We start from the raw sequence: 14,770 nt of genomic DNA, 5'->3' as shown, positions 1-14,770 counted from the left end.
CTGCGAACCAGACGCGTGTTTACCGGATCGATGCTGACTGCTGCTGCACTGACTGCCGCACTTCTCTCCGGGTGGACTGCACAAGCAGATCCCGCATATCCGGCGCCTGACCCGGACCCGTTCTATTCGCAAGCAGCGGCCGAGGGGACCGCCGGCACGCCGATCTCCGTGCGCCGGGCCCCTGACCTGATGACCTTTCCCGGCGTCGCGATCTGGCAGGTCAGTTACAGGTCCACGAACTCCGAGAACAAGCCGATCGCCGCGGTCAGCACGATCCTGGTCCCGCCGAATCAAGCGCAAGACGGCCCGTTGCTCTCCTATCAGCACATCGTCAACGCACTCGGAACGGGATGTGCGCCATCTCGCGCGCTTTACGCATCGGATCCCAACATCGTCATCCGTGAAGCGCCCATCCTCAACGTCGCGCTTCAACGTGGATGGACCATTGCCCTTCCTGACCATCTCGGACCCAACAGCGCCTACGGCGCCGCGCGCCTGGGCGGACAGATCACGCTCGACGGTATCCGCGCCGTTCAGAAAATCCCCGAATTGCGTAGTGGCGCCAGCCCAGTCGGTATTGCCGGCTACTCCGGCGGCGGCATGGCCACCGCGTGGGCGGCCGCACTGGCCCCGAGCTACGCACCCGAGGTCAACCTCGTCGGTGTAGCCGAGGGCGGCGTTCCGATGAATCTGTCCAAGATGGCCAACGGCCTCGGACAGGATCCGCACCCGGCATTCGGCCTCGCGTTCGCCGCCGCAATGGGCCTCGAACGCGAGTACCCCGATCTTCTTCCGCTGAGTAATCAACTCAACGACCTCGGTCGGTCGATGCGGACCGAACTCACCAACGCGTGCACCAACGACATCCTGAGAGTTGGCGCAGGACGCAGCGCTTCCCAGGTGTCGACGTCGACTTCCCTGTTGTCCAGCCCCGAAGTGCGAAAGGTTATGGACGACAACAGCGTCGAGCTCTATCCGGGTGTGCCGACTGCCCCGGTATTCGAATGGCACACGCCCGACGACGTCCTTATCCCCATCGATTCGGTGGTCAACACGATTTCTCGGTACTGCGCCGCCGGAGCCACGGTTCAATCTCAGCTGTTCCCCAGCCCGGACCACCTCACCACTGCGGTCCTCGGTCTGCCCACCGCGTTCGAGTACCTGCAGGACCGGTTCGACGGAGTGCCGGCCCCGCGTTCGTGCTGAATGTCTCCGGAGTGATGTATCGAGCAGGCGCGGCACATGGCCAACTCGGTGTGCCCGTGGCATCGTTGATCGTATGAGCGACACGGATGACACCGGCGCGGCCGGCAATGGCGATTACAGTCTCGATCCCGACGACCAACTTCAACCCGAAGACACCCTGATCGATCGAGGCGTGGACGACATTCTCGACGAGGGAATCTCACCACCGGAACGCCCATTGGGCCTGGACGCCCACGGGTTGACCGGCAGTGAAGAATCGGCGGGGGAGACCCTCGACGAGCGCCTGGCCGAGGAAGAACCCGATCCGTACGCGTCACTGGGAGATCCCCTGAAGGATCCGGCAGATGCCGACGAATTCGAACGGGAAGAAGAATTCCCGAACGGTGACGAAGTCGGAAATCGCCGCGTCGGGCGTCTCGTTGCCGAAGACGAGGGCCGATACGAGGACGAGGAAAGCGAACTCATTGCCGGAGACGTCGGAATCGACGGCGGCGCAGCGTCGGCGGAGGAAGCCGCGATGCATCTGATCGAAGAATCAGACGACTGACCGACCGCCTGACTGTTGTGGCTGTTGATCGGTGAGAACGATGGAGTGGACGTGATTTCCACCCATCCTCTTGCTTTCGTACATCGCCGAATCGGCTAGGCGATGTAGATCGTGAACGCCACTTTCTGCTGCTTGCACGTCTGGCCAGCCGCCGTTGTGTATGGCTATGCCGATGCTTGTCGTCGAGAGTGGTTCGCCCGTAGGGGAGTTCATGATGGGGGCGATCCGTGCGAGCAAGTCGCCGACGTACGGCAACGGCATGATCTGAACGACGACGAACTCGTCACCGCCGATACGAGCGATCGCTGCGTCCGATCTGGCCCAGTCGTGGAGTCGATACGCCGTGCGCAGAATGACGCGGTCGCCGACGTCGTGACCGTAGGTGTCGTTGAAGTGTTTGAAATTGTCGATGTCGATCACCACCACCAGCAAGGACTGGTCGAGGCTGGATTTCGCTTGCAGGAGTTCGGAAGTCCGCCGTGAGAGTCCGCGCCGATTCAGCAGGTCCGTCAACGGATCGAGTTCGGAGCTTTGAGCGTCGTTGCTCAGGAGCGCCAGAGCAATCTGCGTGACCACCGGTATGACGGTGATGACAGGGATGGCAAAGGCAATGCGTCCCAGGACGTCTGAGAGGCCGGAAGGTACATCGGTGAACACGCCAATGCTGGCGATAACGATGACCGCCCCGGAAAACAGCAGGTGCCACAGCTGCGCTCGAAGATTGTGAAAGAACGCTATGTACGAGCCGACGAGTCCGAAGACGAGGCACCCCAACAGCCTTTGATCCGGATTGGCCTCCGCCAGCACGATCACCGCAACAGCGAGGTCGCCCGCGATGACGAAAAGGTACGACCGTTCCCGGGTCGTCGCAGTGAACGGCAGCGCTGTTCCGCCGATCATCACGAGCACTGCGATGACGACGTCCAACGGAAATCCGATGGTCTGTACCGAATGGGTGCCCAGTCGCTTCAGCAGAATCGTGACTCCCAGGAGGAAAACCAATATGCCGATGCCTATCCGAGTCGGCATCAGAATTCCGTTGTCGCGCAAGAATCGCGTGAATCGGTCGAACTGGTCTGGCACTGCAAGCCAGCGGTGCACGGCCTTGGGTGTGTCACTCATCGCGGCCACTGATCATTCGAAGCGGCCGGTCGAAATAAAACACATGCGGCGATAGTAGTCCGTGGCGATGACAATGGAACTGCACCCGCACGCAGAGCCTGTCGTCGCCAATACGTCACAGTGACGAATTGAGGCGGGGTGGCTGGGAGTGGGCGAGACTCATCCATCAACATCAACCCGCGTCAGGCGGCCTGCCGCGCGGCCTGGACACCTGAGCGGCAGGGTTGCTCGGTGGCCGGCCGGGGGCGGACGGCGAGCAACGATTGATTGTCCGACGACGGGCACGCCAAGATGATCAGCTCACACAATGCGTCCAGCGGTTCAGGGCGGAAGCACGCGAATGGTCGACAGATGCATCTACGGATCGACGACGCAGGAAACGGATCATGAGCCGATATCGCCAGGTCGACAATTTGCCGATAATCTACATTATGTCAAGTAATGGGTATTCGGACGTCCCCCGTCAGCCTGTCCGCTAGCTTTGCTCACATGGATTCCGTTGCACTCGTCCTCGGTTCACCACGTGGCCGTCGCTTCTGTGCGAACGTCGGGTACGCGTGCCGCGCCAGCGCAAGCAACTCCGGTGGACACTGGCCTCAATCGCCGGAACATGCGCTCGAAGTTCTCGGCGCTGTTGATATCCGGGCAATCGCCGAGATGTCCGAACTCGAGATTCTGCACTGTCTTGCGTATGCCGTAGATTGCGCACGCTACTGGGAGCCGCCGGACGAAGAAGACCTGATCTTCGTCCGGCCGGATGTCGCAGCGGCGCTGCGACCGATTGCCGGAGCACTACTCGACTCGCCACACGCCGCCTGGTGGACCGAGCCGATCGACCGTCTGAACCAGAATCTGGTTGAAAAGCGAAACCCTATTTACGGCTGGTCGGGCCTACCCCTGCGGATTTACCCCACGAAGGACGGCCTCGAACAGTGGCGCGATGAGGCACTCGATACCGAACGCCGGTTTCTGGAATACCAGATCGAAGATCCGGACCGTAACATCGGAGGCGAATGGTGGTCTACCCCTTTTGCCAACGGCACAACCGAAACAACCAGGGCCCGCGACGGTATCGGGGCCCTCGGGGTGTTTCTCGAAGAAGACAGCTCCTCGAACGAGGCGCGGGTGCAGCCGGTAAGGATCTACGGCGCGCCCCGCATCTACGAGATCACCGGTCCGCGGGACTGGGCGAATCTGGTCGATACCTATCCCCTGCCAGTGCCCGCTTCACGACGCTCCGTTTGGTACGACACGACCGGTGAATACCGTGACTGGTTCATTCCGGACTGGGTTTCGGTCGCCGCAGATTACGACGCCGTCCACCTGACCTTGATGGCTTATCTGACCACGCCAGGCATCGCGATCCCGTTGTCGGCCAACTCGGGGGCCACCGTGCTCGCCGGGTGGGATCCGGACGCCACATTCTGGCTACGAAGCAACAACATCACCGTCGAGGGCGAGCCACCAAGCTGACGCTCAGCGGCGCAGAATTCAGCAGGTGCGCCCGTACGGCCAGCCACCGTGCAGTGTCCTCGATCCCCTGTTCCAGGGTGAACGTCGGAACCCATCCGAGTAGTCGTAACGCACGATCGTTCGACGCGTAGGCGCCGGCAGTGTCACCGGTGCGTCGGTCGGCAACGACCACGTCGATTTCTTCGCCGAGCACGTTCTCGAATGTGTGTACCAATTCCCACACCGTCGTCCCCCGCCCGCTGCCCAAGTTGACCACAGTCATGCGTGATGAATCAGCGGTGACCCGGTCGAACCTTTCGAGTGCTCGAACATGAGCGTCTGCAAGGTCCCAGACATGAACGTAATCACGCACACCCGATCCGTCGCGCGTCGGCCAATCCGTCCCCGTAATCCTGAAAGGTATTCCTGCCGAATATGATTCGAACAGCTTTCCGAGTGCGTGGGTCGGGCGTGCCGACGCTGTTCCGCTTCGCAGCTCCGGGTCTGCCCCGACAGGGTTGAAGTAGCGTAGAGATATCGCCGATAATCCTGTGGCCGCCACGATGTCGTCAAGCATCGTTTCGAACTGAGCCTTGCTGTGCGCGTAGGGACTCTGCGGTGCGATCCGCCAATGTTCGTCGACACACCCACCGTCGCTCGGCGCGTACACCGCAGCAGAGGAACTGAACAAGAGGCGCTCACACCCGTTCCGAAGGACACTCGATACCAGCGTCAGTGACTTGGATACGTTGTTCTCGTAGTACCGCGCCGGGCTACTCACGGAATCTCCGACCACGATCAAGGCCGCACAGTGAACTGTGGCATCGATATCGGGATGATCTGCGAATATCTTGTCGAGCAGTTTCTCGTCCGCGATGTCGCCGCGGTAGAACGGGAATCTCTGCGCAAATTCGGCACGGCCGGTCAGCAGGTTGTCGAGAATCACGACATCGATCCCGGCGTCGACGCACTTCGACGCCACGGTGCTTCCGATGAATCCCGCTCCGCCGGTGATCAGTACTTTCACGCTGCTCCCCCGGCATCTTCGACGGCAGTCCTCGCACGACGGACGAAGTGGGATACGCGTGCGCGTGCCAAGTCCCATCCACGTAGGTCGCGCCCGTCCCGGATGGAAAGCCGATCACGGTCGAGAAAGAGCGGCACCATGACCAGATCGCGGTAGAGCGAGTGCAGGCGTGGGCGATCGGCCAACCACAGCGTGCATTGCCACCACCAACGCGCCGAGGTGGTCGTCACCCCGGTACTCACTCCGAAGATCGATTCCACCGCAGCCCAGTGGACGTTCACCGCCCGACGGACATCGCGTGGCAATCGGCGTCGCGCGAGCATCGCCGGGAGTGACGGCTCGGAGGTGAACAGGTACCCCACGTCGAAGACGCTGTTCAACGCCAGATCGGCGCGAATCAAGGCGCGATCGGCAAGCCGCGCGTGAGCGATGACATGAAGCGTGACATCGGAAAGGGCAAGCCTGGATCCTTCGGTCTCCGCGCTGAGTCCTCGGACCACGGACTCGCGGGTCAACGCGTGACGGGCGAACCGCGGAAGCAAGTGCGAATGGATTTCGACGGAGCCGTGACGGTCGTCGCGAAGGAGCGCTGGTTCCTGATGATCGTCGTGATCGATGGAATCCCCTGCCACCTCGTCCGCGCGAACCATTCGATAGCCGAAGTCGATGATCGCGTCGTTGGCTGGAACGGCGTGTGCGGGATCTACGACCAAGAGGTCGATGTCCGTCATCCGTCGTGCCGCCGGGTTCGGCCAGATTCTTCGCTCGAGAAGGGCAGCACCTTTCAGCGCGACAGTCGGAAATCCGCTGCTGTGTAACAACTCTTGCAGTTCTACGCGCTGCGCATCGAGGTCCGCGATACGAAGCGCGTTTCGGTGATGGACAAGGCTCAGCGTCAATTCCGGACTCGACGCGCTAGCTGCGGATTCCGACAGCATTTCGGCGAAACTCGCCGGCGGGACCGATGCGAAGCCGGCATCGACTGCGCGGGCGGCCAGCAGCGGCAGCACCTTGTGCCTGGCGGCGACGTCGATGACTCGCGGCCAATCCCGCTGCGAACACGAACGGATGACGTCGGCCCCGTGCTTGGCTTCCAACATCGAAATCAGGTACCGGGTGTCACGCATGACGCCACCAGTTCCTCCACGGTGTCGGCGCCGGTGTCGCCGTGGTGCCGGATCATTCTGTAGCACGGGGCATTCGAGAGCAGGGCAGCGATGTTTCTCAGGGTCAGACCGTGATTGTCGGACCACAACGCGGATTGCTCGGCCAGCGACTGTATCGCCTGGGGTGCGGGCATCGGCGCGATACGAGTAGGACCCCCGTCCCATTTATCGAGAATCAGCACCAGATCGATTCCGCGAACCGCCGAATCGACGTTGGGAGTAGCGGGCAATGTCGACGGGTCCAGTGCCCACACCGAAGGGGTATACGGGAGATACAGCGAATCGTGCGCCTTGATGTCCGGCAGAACGTCGAACGTACCGGCTTTGAGGTGGACCCGGCGCGGCAAGCCCACCGCTTCGGTACCGCGAATGAAGACCCCTTCGTCAGCTCGCAGTTGTGCACCCCGTAAGGCAAGGGCAAGCGCCAAGGTGGTTTTACCCGCCCCGGAGTGCCCGGCGATCGCCACTCTCACACCGTTGCAGTCGACCAGAGCGGCATGCAGGCGTGTCCACAGTTCGTTATCTGCGGCCGTCATGACATCCCGGTGCACAGTGCGGTAAACGTTCTCCGCGAGGTGGAGTCCGTCGAGACCGATCAGCGGTTCCTTTCTGCCTCCGATGCTCGAGTCGATGGTGGCGTCCCAGCGACCGAACGTCGATCGATTCCGCTGAATCCGAACTTCGACGTTGTGGTCCGCGGGCCAGGGGCTGGCAATTCGATGCTCGATGACACCGAGTTCGGGTATGGCAGGGCCGCGCACGATCGCATCAACCCACAGGTAGTGCGTTCGGAATTGTGGTACATGGCTGCCTGTCACGGGATTCTCACACCAGCAGACGCGAGGCGCTCAGCTGTCCATAGGTCTCGCTGACTACCGACTCCGCGTCATGGTCAGGGATCTCGAGCACCTCCGACACCGCCTGGACAATGTCACTGACGGTCCGGCCGTCACACAGTTCCCACACCAAAGTCGCGACGGGGTTGAGGTGATGGGCAACCTCGCTGGAACTGTCGTACAGCACGACACCGTCGGTGAGATCATTGCTCTCCACCGTCTGTGAGCGCTGAGGCCTCGCGTCTTCGAGTAGTTCCGTCAAGATATCTCCTTGTTCCAACGAGTCCGATATTCGTGTTGAGCTATATGTGTTGGGGGTGGTGTCAGAGCGAGAAGCGTCGTGAGTATTCGGATTCGATTGCGCCCGAACGAATCAGGCTGCGTGTGGAGGCGATGCCGGGTGCGAGCGTCAGACACGTGAGCGCTCCCCCGGCGTTCGCATCCACCAGGTAGTCGCCCAAAGTTTGGTAGTGGCCCGCCCATTTTTCGAATGCTTCAGGGTCTGCCTCCGGATCCGCAATCGCGTCCAGAATTCGCTCGAAGGCGCGCGAATGAACGAGGACGGCGTGAACTCCACGGTTCTCGGGACTGGTGCGCAAGAGCGCCGAACCGTCGATCAGCGCTCCGTCGGCCGATTTCGCGTCGTGTCCGAGTTGGACGACATCCCAATCGCGGTGATCGAGCTCTTCACGTGCGTGGTCCAGGATCGACGCAGCCGCATCCAGCAAACTCACGTCGTCAGCTGCAATGAGGACCGAATCCCTGCTCTTCTCGGTCGCCCGAGAAACCGCGCGACGCCACGAGACGGCAAAGGCCGCTTCCTGATTCATCACGTCCTCGAAAGCTGATTCTCTCTCCACCGCTGTTACGCGCGGTAAGCGAATGAATCGATGCCAGGACGCCTTCCATCTGTCAATATCGAGGTCAAGATTCACGACGACAACACCGAGGTCCGACTTCGAATCCTCGACAGCCGGGGTGGGTTCTCCCCCTACTCTGGCAGGCGACAGTGGGCGATCGAGCACAACGTCGACTGCGCCCCGCTCGAGCAGATAGGTCGCCAGTGAAAAGTCGGGCCGCACGGGTCCGTCCATGCTCCGAGAGAGTTCGTCTCGCAAGGTTCGGTATGCCGCGGCGCGAACAATCAGTGCAGCCCCGACCAGGTCTTCGCCGTGTGCGTGGATGACGGCCGCATCGGCTTCGGCGGGGAGGTCGTCTGTTATGTTCCGCAGCTTGTACATAACCGCGGGTTCGATCACGCGAGCCTCGTCCAGGAAGACCACCGACTTCCAGCCCAGCAGAATCGCCTTGTCGAGTCCGGCGACGAACGCTGAGGCCGTCCTCCACCCATCCGGACCGTCGTCCTCCGCCGGAATGGCACGGTGAACGGTCAGTTCGATCGACTCGGCCTCCGCCAGGCATGAACGCCACGGAGCTACTCGGCCGTCGTCGCTGAGAACGATCACCCCGCCGAAGACCAACTCGGGTCGCTGGACGCTCAGTTCGGCACGGCGACGAATCTCGGGATACGAATCACCGAGGTACCTGGAGAACTGACGATGGAGTGAGTCGAGATCCCATCCGACCTCACTCCAACCGAGCAGGTAATTGTGAACGCGATCTTCCCAATTTATTCGATACGGGACACCCGCCGGGCGCTCGAATCGATGGTGCCAACCAAATGTCGGAAGGCAGACGACCTTTCCGCCGTTGATCCGGAACTTCTCGTGGATGTATCCCTCCTCACCGCCGAATCCGGTGAAGTGCGAGTTCAATCCCGGCCACGCCTCACGCCTGCAGGCAAATGAGCCGAGGCCCTGCATGATGATCTCGAAAGGCACGTCAGGGTGTTGCTTCGCTCGCGGATCAACTCCCCAGGAGCCGAACATTCCGTTGCGCCACTTGGGGTCCATGTGGGTGGCCGCGATGTGCGAGGAATCCTGGGAGAGCATCGGTCCCTGGATCAGATCGTCAGTTTCCGGATTTGCATCGAAATACGCCAGCAACGCCGACAACGATCCCGGTGCCAGGATCACGTGGGAGTCGAGGACCAGGACATACTTTCCGGTGGCCTTGCGGAACAGGACGTCCCGCACCGCAGTCGATCGAACGTCGGTGAACGGGATGTAGCGGAACCGATCGATGTAACCGGCAAACGATTCGAGCATCGGCGCCGGCAACCCCTCGGGGTTGTTGTCCAACAAGACGAATTCGACTCTGTCCAGAATCTCGCGATGATGGACCAGGATCGAGTGGATCGTGAAGTATGCGCCGTCGAAATCGTCGTAGGTCGCGATTGCAATGGTGAGGTCGGCAGATTCTCCGTGCGGCGGAGTTTCTTTCACCTGTACTGGCACCGCGCTCTGAAGCTTCTTCAGAGCGCGGTGCAGGGCTTCGTCGAACTCGGGCATCGGTGTGCTCCCTGGGAACCCGTGGCGTTGTATCGATTACGTCGGTTACGCAGGTTCCGTGGGATCTGTCGGCTTGGTCGGGCTGGTTGGGAACGTCGGCTCGGTGCGAGTGGTCGGCACAGTTGGGACAGTTGGGACGGTCGGCTCTGTCGGCTCCGTCGGCCCGGTGGGCTTGGCGGTCGTCGTTCCACCCGAACCTGACGAGCTACCGGTTGATCCGGAACCTGTGGAACTTCCAGACGATCCCGAACTCCCGGAACTACCCGAACTTCCTGACGATCCCGAACTTCCCGACGATCCGGGGTTGCCCGGCTCGTTTCCGCCCGGCTGATTCCCTCCCGGAGTATTACCACCGGGCTGATTCCCGCCTGGTTGCTCGCCTCCTGGTTGATTCGGATTCTGCTGGCCTCGAGTAGGAGCTCCGGAGAGGTTCGGCGTGTCACCGGCCGCGAAGGCCGGTGCCGCACCACCGAGGCTGATCGACGTCACGACCGGAACAGTTACCGCCGAGGCCGCTAGAACTGTCTTGACGAACTTGCGTCGATCAACCGGAACATTCTGAAAAGCGTCGCCGCCCATAGCGTTTCTCCCATGCGTCCGAGACGAGGTCGTCCTCACTCGATGTCGGGCAAAACGCTAGCATCCTTCCGGCAACTTTACAGACTGAACGCGCCGATATTTGACGGGTATGCGAATTTGAGTCCGGACTGCGCCGACTGTTCGGACAGAAGTACGGCGATCTCCTCCTGTTCAGGGGACTCGTTTGTCCCGGTCGACAACCGTCAACCAACCGGCATCTCCCACGGCGCCACCGGAAGAGTATTTCCGGTCTCGAGGTAGGACTTCAGATTCGACAGCACCGCCGACCATCCGCCCGCTACCTCCATGCGAGCCGATTCGTCCGCTAAATCGGTGTGCTTGACGGTCAATCGCACGATCGCGCCGAAGGCTTCGATGTCGAAACTCACCCGCGAGATATCGACGCCCGGTTCACCGTTCGGATCAGCCCAGGTGGTGACCAACCTCGACGGTGGGCTGCTTTCGACTACGGTGCCGACTACATCCGCGATGTTCGAACCGTCGATCCGGCGGTGCTCCCACGTCGATCCCGGCTGCCAGTCGGAGACGTTGCTGTGTCCCCAATACTCTGCAGTGGCCCCCGCGTCCGTGAGTGCTTTCCAGACGTTCTCGGCCGTACTGGCGATGTAGGTGACATATACAAAACTGGGCTTGTCGGTCATGGCTTCCTCCGCGAGTTTTTTGACGGCACTGAGCGCATGCAGGCGCGGTACCTCGAACTTGTTGATCCATCGCTCTCGAATCTCCTCGAGCGCAACGGGATTGAGATAGTGAAGTTTCGTTCTCCCCTGCCGTACCGTGCTGATCAGATTTGCATCCTCGAGCGCCGTGAGGTGTTGCGTGACAGCTTGGCGACTCATGTCGAGGCTCTCGCACAGCTCACCGAGCGACTGCCCGTTGACTACGAACAGGCGGTCCAGCAGAAGTCTTCGCGTGGGATCGGCAAGTGCTTTGAAGGCTGCATTCATCCGGTCGTTCACAACTTCACGATATGCAAGCATTTGCTTGCATGTCAATGGTTGGGCGTGCCGGGTTTCGGAAGTAGGGATAAATAGGGTGTGATGTCTTCAGGCAGATGTGATCTGAATCCCGGATCGCACCGTAAGAGAGGTTGGGCACATGGACTGGGCAGCAATTGGAGTGGGTGTCGGGTATGCCTCGGTGGCCCTGTCGATCCTGGTTTTCGTCGGCGGGTGCATCGCACTGTTCATTTTGTCGGTCCGGCAGTAGCTGACACCTCGACAAAGTGGTGAACACCCCCGGCGCGACGATGACGCGCGTCTCGGGGTGATCGCCGCCGGAGGCTGCTTGATCGATTCGGACACACCGGCGCGCGTCGGACTGCTCGCAGAGAAGCTCGGCCGCGGTGGGACTACCGTAGGACTGTCGCCTAGAACTCGAGGAGTACGGAATGAGCATCCAGTCGGTTGAACCGCACCGCCACCGCGTAGTGGTGATCGGTTCCGGCTTCGGAGGATTGTTCGGCACTCAGGCTCTCAAAAAAGCCGATGCCGACATCACGATGATCGCGCGTACAACCCACCATCTGTTTCAGCCGCTCCTCTATCAGGTTGCGACCGGCATCCTCTCGGTCGGTGACATCGCTCCCGCCACGAGACTGGTGCTGCGCAAGCAGAAGAACGCCCAGGTGCTGCTCGGTGAGGTCGAGACCATTGATCTCGAGAATCAGACCGTGACCTCGCGTCTGCTCGAACGCGTCACGGTTACGCCGTTCGACAGTCTGATCGTGGCAGCAGGTGCCGGTCAGTCTTACTTCGGCAACGATCAGTTCGCGGAGTTCGCCCCCGGAATGAAGACGATCGACGACGCCCTCGAACTGCGCGGACGGATCCTCGGGGCCTTCGAGCAGGCCGAACTGTCGGACGATCCCGCCGAGCGCGCGCGCTTGCTCACCTTCGTCGTGGTCGGCGCCGGCCCCACCGGGGTGGAGTTGGCCGGGCAGATCGCCGAGCTTTCCCGTCGAACGCTGGACGGCGCCTTCCGCAAGATCGATCCTCGTGAAGCGCGCGTCGTGCTCCTCGACGGCGCCCCTGCCGTGTTGCCCGTGTACGGCGGGAAGCTCAGCCGCAAAGCTGCCGAGACGCTCGAGAAGCTCGGCGTCGAGATCCAGCTCGACGCAATGGTCACCGACGTCGACAACGACGGTCTGATCATCAAGGAAAAGGACGGCACGCTTCGCCGCATCGAGTCGCAGTGCAAGGTCTGGTCCGCCGGCGTGCAGGCCAGCCCCCTCGGCAAGCAGCTTGCAGAGCAAAGCGGCGGAGAATCCGACCGCGCCGGCCGAGTGATGGTCAATCCTGACCTGTCGCTTCCCGGGCACCCCAACGTCTTCGTCATCGGCGACATGATGTCGCTCGACAAGCTTCCCGGACTGGCTCAGGTCGCCATGCAGGGCGGCAAGTACGCGGCCAAACAGATCAAAGCGTCACTGGATGGAAAGTCCCCGTCGGAACGAGTTCCGTTCAAGTACTTCGACAAGGGCAGTATGGCGACGATCTCGCGCTTCAGCGCGGTAGCCAAGGTGGGCAAGCTCGAGATCAGCGGCTTCATCGGGTGGGTTGCCTGGTTGGCAATTCACCTCCTGTACCTCGTCGGATTCCGTTCACGCGCCTCGACGCTCTTGTCGTGGGCAGTGACGTTCTTCGGGCGTGGCCGTGCTCAGATGGCGTCCACCGAGCAGCAGGTCTTCGCGCGAAACGCGATGGGCGAGTTGGAGAAGAAGAACAAGGAAGCGACGGAGTCCGGCAGCACTTCGAATGGCGAAGCCAAGAAGGCTGCCGGCAAGCAGCAGAAGGCCGCCGGCTGATCGATCAGTACCTGGGCGAATAACGAAGGGCGGCTGTGGAGTTCAACTCCACAGCCGCCCTTCGTTATTTGATCGACTGCCGCGTGGTCAGTTTCCGATCTTCGCCACCTCGGTGATGTTCGCGAGGCGAACCTGTCCCTTGGAAACGAGTCGGCCGTTCTCGTCGGTGATGCGAACTTCCCAGAGTTGCTGGGTGCGTCCGCGATGAATCGGGGTGGCTTCAGCGGTGAGAGTGCCCTCCCGCGTTGCGCGCAGGAAGTCGGTGTTGTTGTTGACTCCGACTACGTGTCCTCGCTCGCCCAGCCACACGGTGCCGCCGACGCTGGCGAGAGACTCCACCACCGAGCAGTACACACCCCCGTGCTGTATCCCGGCGGGCTGGTGCAGCGTGGGCTTGACCGTCCATTGCGCCCTCACACGGTCTGGGCTCAGTTCGGTGTATTCCAGGCCGATGGTGGCGTCGAAGCCCGTCCCGAGCCGTTTCATCATCTCTGCGGTCTCAGCAGTGTCGACCATGCCATCTCCATCTGTGATTCTCTGGCGCCGGTGTGGCTGCCACTCCCTACCTGATTACACGAGAGGTAACTCGAGCTTGGAATCAGGTCTGGAAAAAGAACCGGCGGGTTTCCCATCATTCGATGGGAAACCCGCCGTGGGAAGGACCGGGAGTCTCTGCAGCCCTCAGGACTCCGGCGCGGTCCGGCAGTTTCGTCACTCTCGCGTCGTGTAGCTCTCTGCGAGGTCTTCCACAATCATAGGCAAGGCTGACCTAATTTAGCAAGCCCTTCGTCGAACTGGTTCCAACGAGGGCGTAGCGAGACCTTGCGGCGCGCACGAACCGGCAGCCCGGCGGCAACAAAGGCGTCCAGCAGTCCCTGCCCTCGACGCTGAGCGGCCGATTCGCCCTCACCGGCCAAGATGGGGACGTAGGCCGCTGCACCCAGGATCGACTCCCCTACCAGGCCCCAGAATCTGAACTGGTCGACGGGCGCACACCTGGCGACGGCGTCATAGATCGCTCGGAGTGAAGTCAGGCAACGGTGCGCGGTCCAGACAAGGAGCGCTTCTTCACATGGCATGTCGACGACGCCGTCACTGCCGGACTCCCGTCCGTTGGGCGCAACGCGCAGCGTTTCGTCGACCACGCCGGCCCAGTCGATCCCGCCGTCGCTGTCCATGTGGATGAACAGGTTCTCGAGCCCCGGGTCCCATGCGGACCCCTCGGAGACGATCGACGCGGCCACCCTGCCGACCACGGCATGAATAAGTGACGTTGCAACCTGGATCGCCGCAGCTTCGGCGCTGTCGAGATCTTGAAGTGAACGGGCGAACATCTGATGCACCCGATCCCCGCACAGGCCCTCGCTCAGTTGCCACCAACGCCGTTTACCTTCGCCCGCCATGGCGGCAACCGCGTAGACGCGCGGATAGTCAGGGTTGAGCGCTCGTAGGCGAACGCTGGTGCGGCTCAATGCGTTCGACCGGAGTTCGAATTCACGAACATCCGCATGCTGGGTGGTCAAGGTGATGGTCACCGTGCACTCCAATCGGCCGAAGTTGTCTTGTGGTTCTTAATGTAGGTTAGCCTCACCATAAT

Annotated in this window: 14 protein-coding genes; 5 read left to right on the top strand and 9 right to left on the bottom strand. The window is 61.5% G+C overall.

Annotated features, from left to right (window positions below; translation table 11 throughout):
* Window positions 1-30 precede the first annotated feature (30 nt).
* Together RE4_RS11000 and RE4_RS10995 are read left to right on the top strand one after the other, a co-directional pair.
* On the top strand, window positions 31-1,206 hold the full coding sequence (locus RE4_RS11000) for a lipase family protein (protein WP_021344275.1): 1,176 nt from the start codon (window positions 31-33) through the stop codon (window positions 1,204-1,206).
* A 73-nt stretch (window positions 1,207-1,279) separates the two neighbouring features.
* The gene (locus RE4_RS10995; protein WP_019748468.1) at window positions 1,280-1,753 is read left to right on the top strand and encodes a DUF5709 domain-containing protein; all 474 of its coding nucleotides are present in this window, start codon (window positions 1,280-1,282) and stop codon (window positions 1,751-1,753) included.
* Here RE4_RS10995 and RE4_RS10990 read toward each other — a convergent pair.
* A complete protein-coding gene (locus tag RE4_RS10990) occupies window positions 1,742-2,875 on the bottom strand; it encodes a GGDEF domain-containing protein (RefSeq protein ID WP_020969633.1) in 1,134 nt (377 codons plus the stop codon). The genes RE4_RS10995 and RE4_RS10990 overlap by 12 nt on opposite strands.
* Window positions 2,876-3,364: 489 nt before the next feature.
* Between RE4_RS10990 and RE4_RS10985 the strand changes: the two genes are divergently transcribed.
* Window positions 3,365-4,348: a hypothetical protein gene (locus RE4_RS10985; RefSeq protein WP_060938570.1), complete on the top strand. Its 984-nt coding sequence runs from the start codon at window positions 3,365-3,367 to the stop codon at window positions 4,346-4,348.
* Here the strand turns inward: RE4_RS10985 and galE are convergent.
* From galE to RE4_RS10960, 5 genes are all read right to left on the bottom strand, one after another.
* On the bottom strand, window positions 4,320-5,354 hold the full coding sequence (galE, locus tag RE4_RS10980; RefSeq protein ID WP_060938569.1) for a UDP-glucose 4-epimerase GalE: 1,035 nt from the start codon (window positions 5,352-5,354) through the stop codon (window positions 4,320-4,322). The genes RE4_RS10985 and galE overlap by 29 nt on opposite strands.
* The gene (locus RE4_RS10975; protein WP_060938568.1) at window positions 5,351-6,481 is read right to left on the bottom strand and encodes a nucleotidyltransferase family protein; all 1,131 of its coding nucleotides are present in this window, start codon (window positions 6,479-6,481) and stop codon (window positions 5,351-5,353) included. The genes galE and RE4_RS10975 overlap by 4 nt, the downstream gene beginning before the upstream one ends.
* Window positions 6,460-7,338: a phosphoenolpyruvate carboxykinase (ATP) gene (locus tag RE4_RS10970; RefSeq protein ID WP_235867796.1), complete on the bottom strand. Its 879-nt coding sequence runs from the start codon at window positions 7,336-7,338 to the stop codon at window positions 6,460-6,462. Before RE4_RS10970 ends, RE4_RS10975 begins: the two co-directional genes overlap by 22 nt.
* A 7-nt stretch (window positions 7,339-7,345) precedes the next feature.
* A complete protein-coding gene (locus RE4_RS10965) occupies window positions 7,346-7,618 on the bottom strand; it encodes a PqqD family protein (protein WP_020969628.1) in 273 nt (90 codons plus the stop codon).
* Between the two features lie 61 nt (window positions 7,619-7,679).
* The gene (locus RE4_RS10960) at window positions 7,680-9,767 is read right to left on the bottom strand and encodes a glycosyltransferase (protein WP_060938567.1); all 2,088 of its coding nucleotides are present in this window, start codon (window positions 9,765-9,767) and stop codon (window positions 7,680-7,682) included.
* A 58-nt stretch (window positions 9,768-9,825) separates the two neighbouring features.
* On the opposite strand from RE4_RS10960, the gene RE4_RS10955 reads away from it, so the two are divergent.
* Window positions 9,826-10,098 carry a hypothetical protein gene (locus RE4_RS10955; protein WP_021333470.1) on the top strand — a complete coding sequence of 91 codons (273 nt, stop codon included), beginning with the start codon at window positions 9,826-9,828 and terminating at the stop codon, window positions 10,096-10,098.
* A 451-nt stretch (window positions 10,099-10,549) separates the two neighbouring features.
* Here RE4_RS10955 and RE4_RS10950 read toward each other — a convergent pair whose 3' ends face one another.
* On the bottom strand, window positions 10,550-11,347 hold the full coding sequence (locus tag RE4_RS10950; protein WP_081098343.1) for an ArsR/SmtB family transcription factor: 798 nt from the start codon (window positions 11,345-11,347) through the stop codon (window positions 10,550-10,552).
* A 410-nt stretch (window positions 11,348-11,757) separates the two neighbouring features.
* Here RE4_RS10950 and RE4_RS10945 point away from each other — a divergent pair, with 410 nt between their 5' ends.
* Complete coding sequence (locus RE4_RS10945) at window positions 11,758-13,173, top strand: NAD(P)/FAD-dependent oxidoreductase (RefSeq protein WP_060938566.1); 1,416 nt, start codon at window positions 11,758-11,760, stop codon at window positions 13,171-13,173.
* Window positions 13,174-13,260: 87 nt separating this feature from the next.
* Here RE4_RS10945 and RE4_RS10940 read toward each other — a convergent pair whose 3' ends face one another.
* Both RE4_RS10940 and RE4_RS10935 read right to left on the bottom strand, forming a co-directional pair.
* A complete protein-coding gene (locus RE4_RS10940; RefSeq protein ID WP_020969625.1) occupies window positions 13,261-13,689 on the bottom strand; it encodes a PaaI family thioesterase in 429 nt (142 codons plus the stop codon).
* Window positions 13,690-13,925: 236 nt separating this feature from the next.
* Window positions 13,926-14,708, bottom strand: a complete 783-nt coding sequence (locus RE4_RS10935; protein ID WP_020907762.1) for a hypothetical protein — start codon at window positions 14,706-14,708, stop codon at window positions 13,926-13,928.
* Window positions 14,709-14,770: the final 62 nt, after the last annotated feature.

The sequence above is a fragment of the Rhodococcus erythropolis NBRC 15567 genome, from assembly GCF_001552595.1.
Classification (GTDB): domain Bacteria; phylum Actinomycetota; class Actinomycetes; order Mycobacteriales; family Mycobacteriaceae; genus Rhodococcus_F; species Rhodococcus_F erythropolis.
This window is presented reverse-complemented; position numbering and strand designations above follow the sequence as displayed.

Bases quoted from the DNA above. Each gene is read 5' to 3' on its own strand.
- RE4_RS11000 (WP_021344275.1), top strand. From the start codon at position 31: ATGCTGACTGCTGCTGCACTGACTGCCGCACTTCTCTCCGGGTGGACT.
- RE4_RS10995 (WP_019748468.1), top strand. From the start codon at position 1,280: ATGAGCGACACGGATGACACCGGCGCGGCCGGCAATGGCGATTACAGT.
- RE4_RS10990 (WP_020969633.1), bottom strand. From the start codon at position 2,875: ATGAGTGACACACCCAAGGCCGTGCACCGCTGGCTTGCAGTGCCAGAC.
- RE4_RS10985 (WP_060938570.1), top strand. From the start codon at position 3,365: ATGGATTCCGTTGCACTCGTCCTCGGTTCACCACGTGGCCGTCGCTTC.
- RE4_RS10975 (WP_060938568.1), bottom strand. From the start codon at position 6,481: ATGCGTGACACCCGGTACCTGATTTCGATGTTGGAAGCCAAGCACGGG.
- RE4_RS10960 (WP_060938567.1), bottom strand. From the start codon at position 9,767: ATGCCCGAGTTCGACGAAGCCCTGCACCGCGCTCTGAAGAAGCTTCAG.
- RE4_RS10950 (WP_081098343.1), bottom strand. From the start codon at position 11,347: ATGCTTGCATATCGTGAAGTTGTGAACGACCGGATGAATGCAGCCTTC.
- RE4_RS10945 (WP_060938566.1), top strand. From the start codon at position 11,758: ATGAGCATCCAGTCGGTTGAACCGCACCGCCACCGCGTAGTGGTGATC.
- RE4_RS10940 (WP_020969625.1), bottom strand. From the start codon at position 13,689: ATGGTCGACACTGCTGAGACCGCAGAGATGATGAAACGGCTCGGGACG.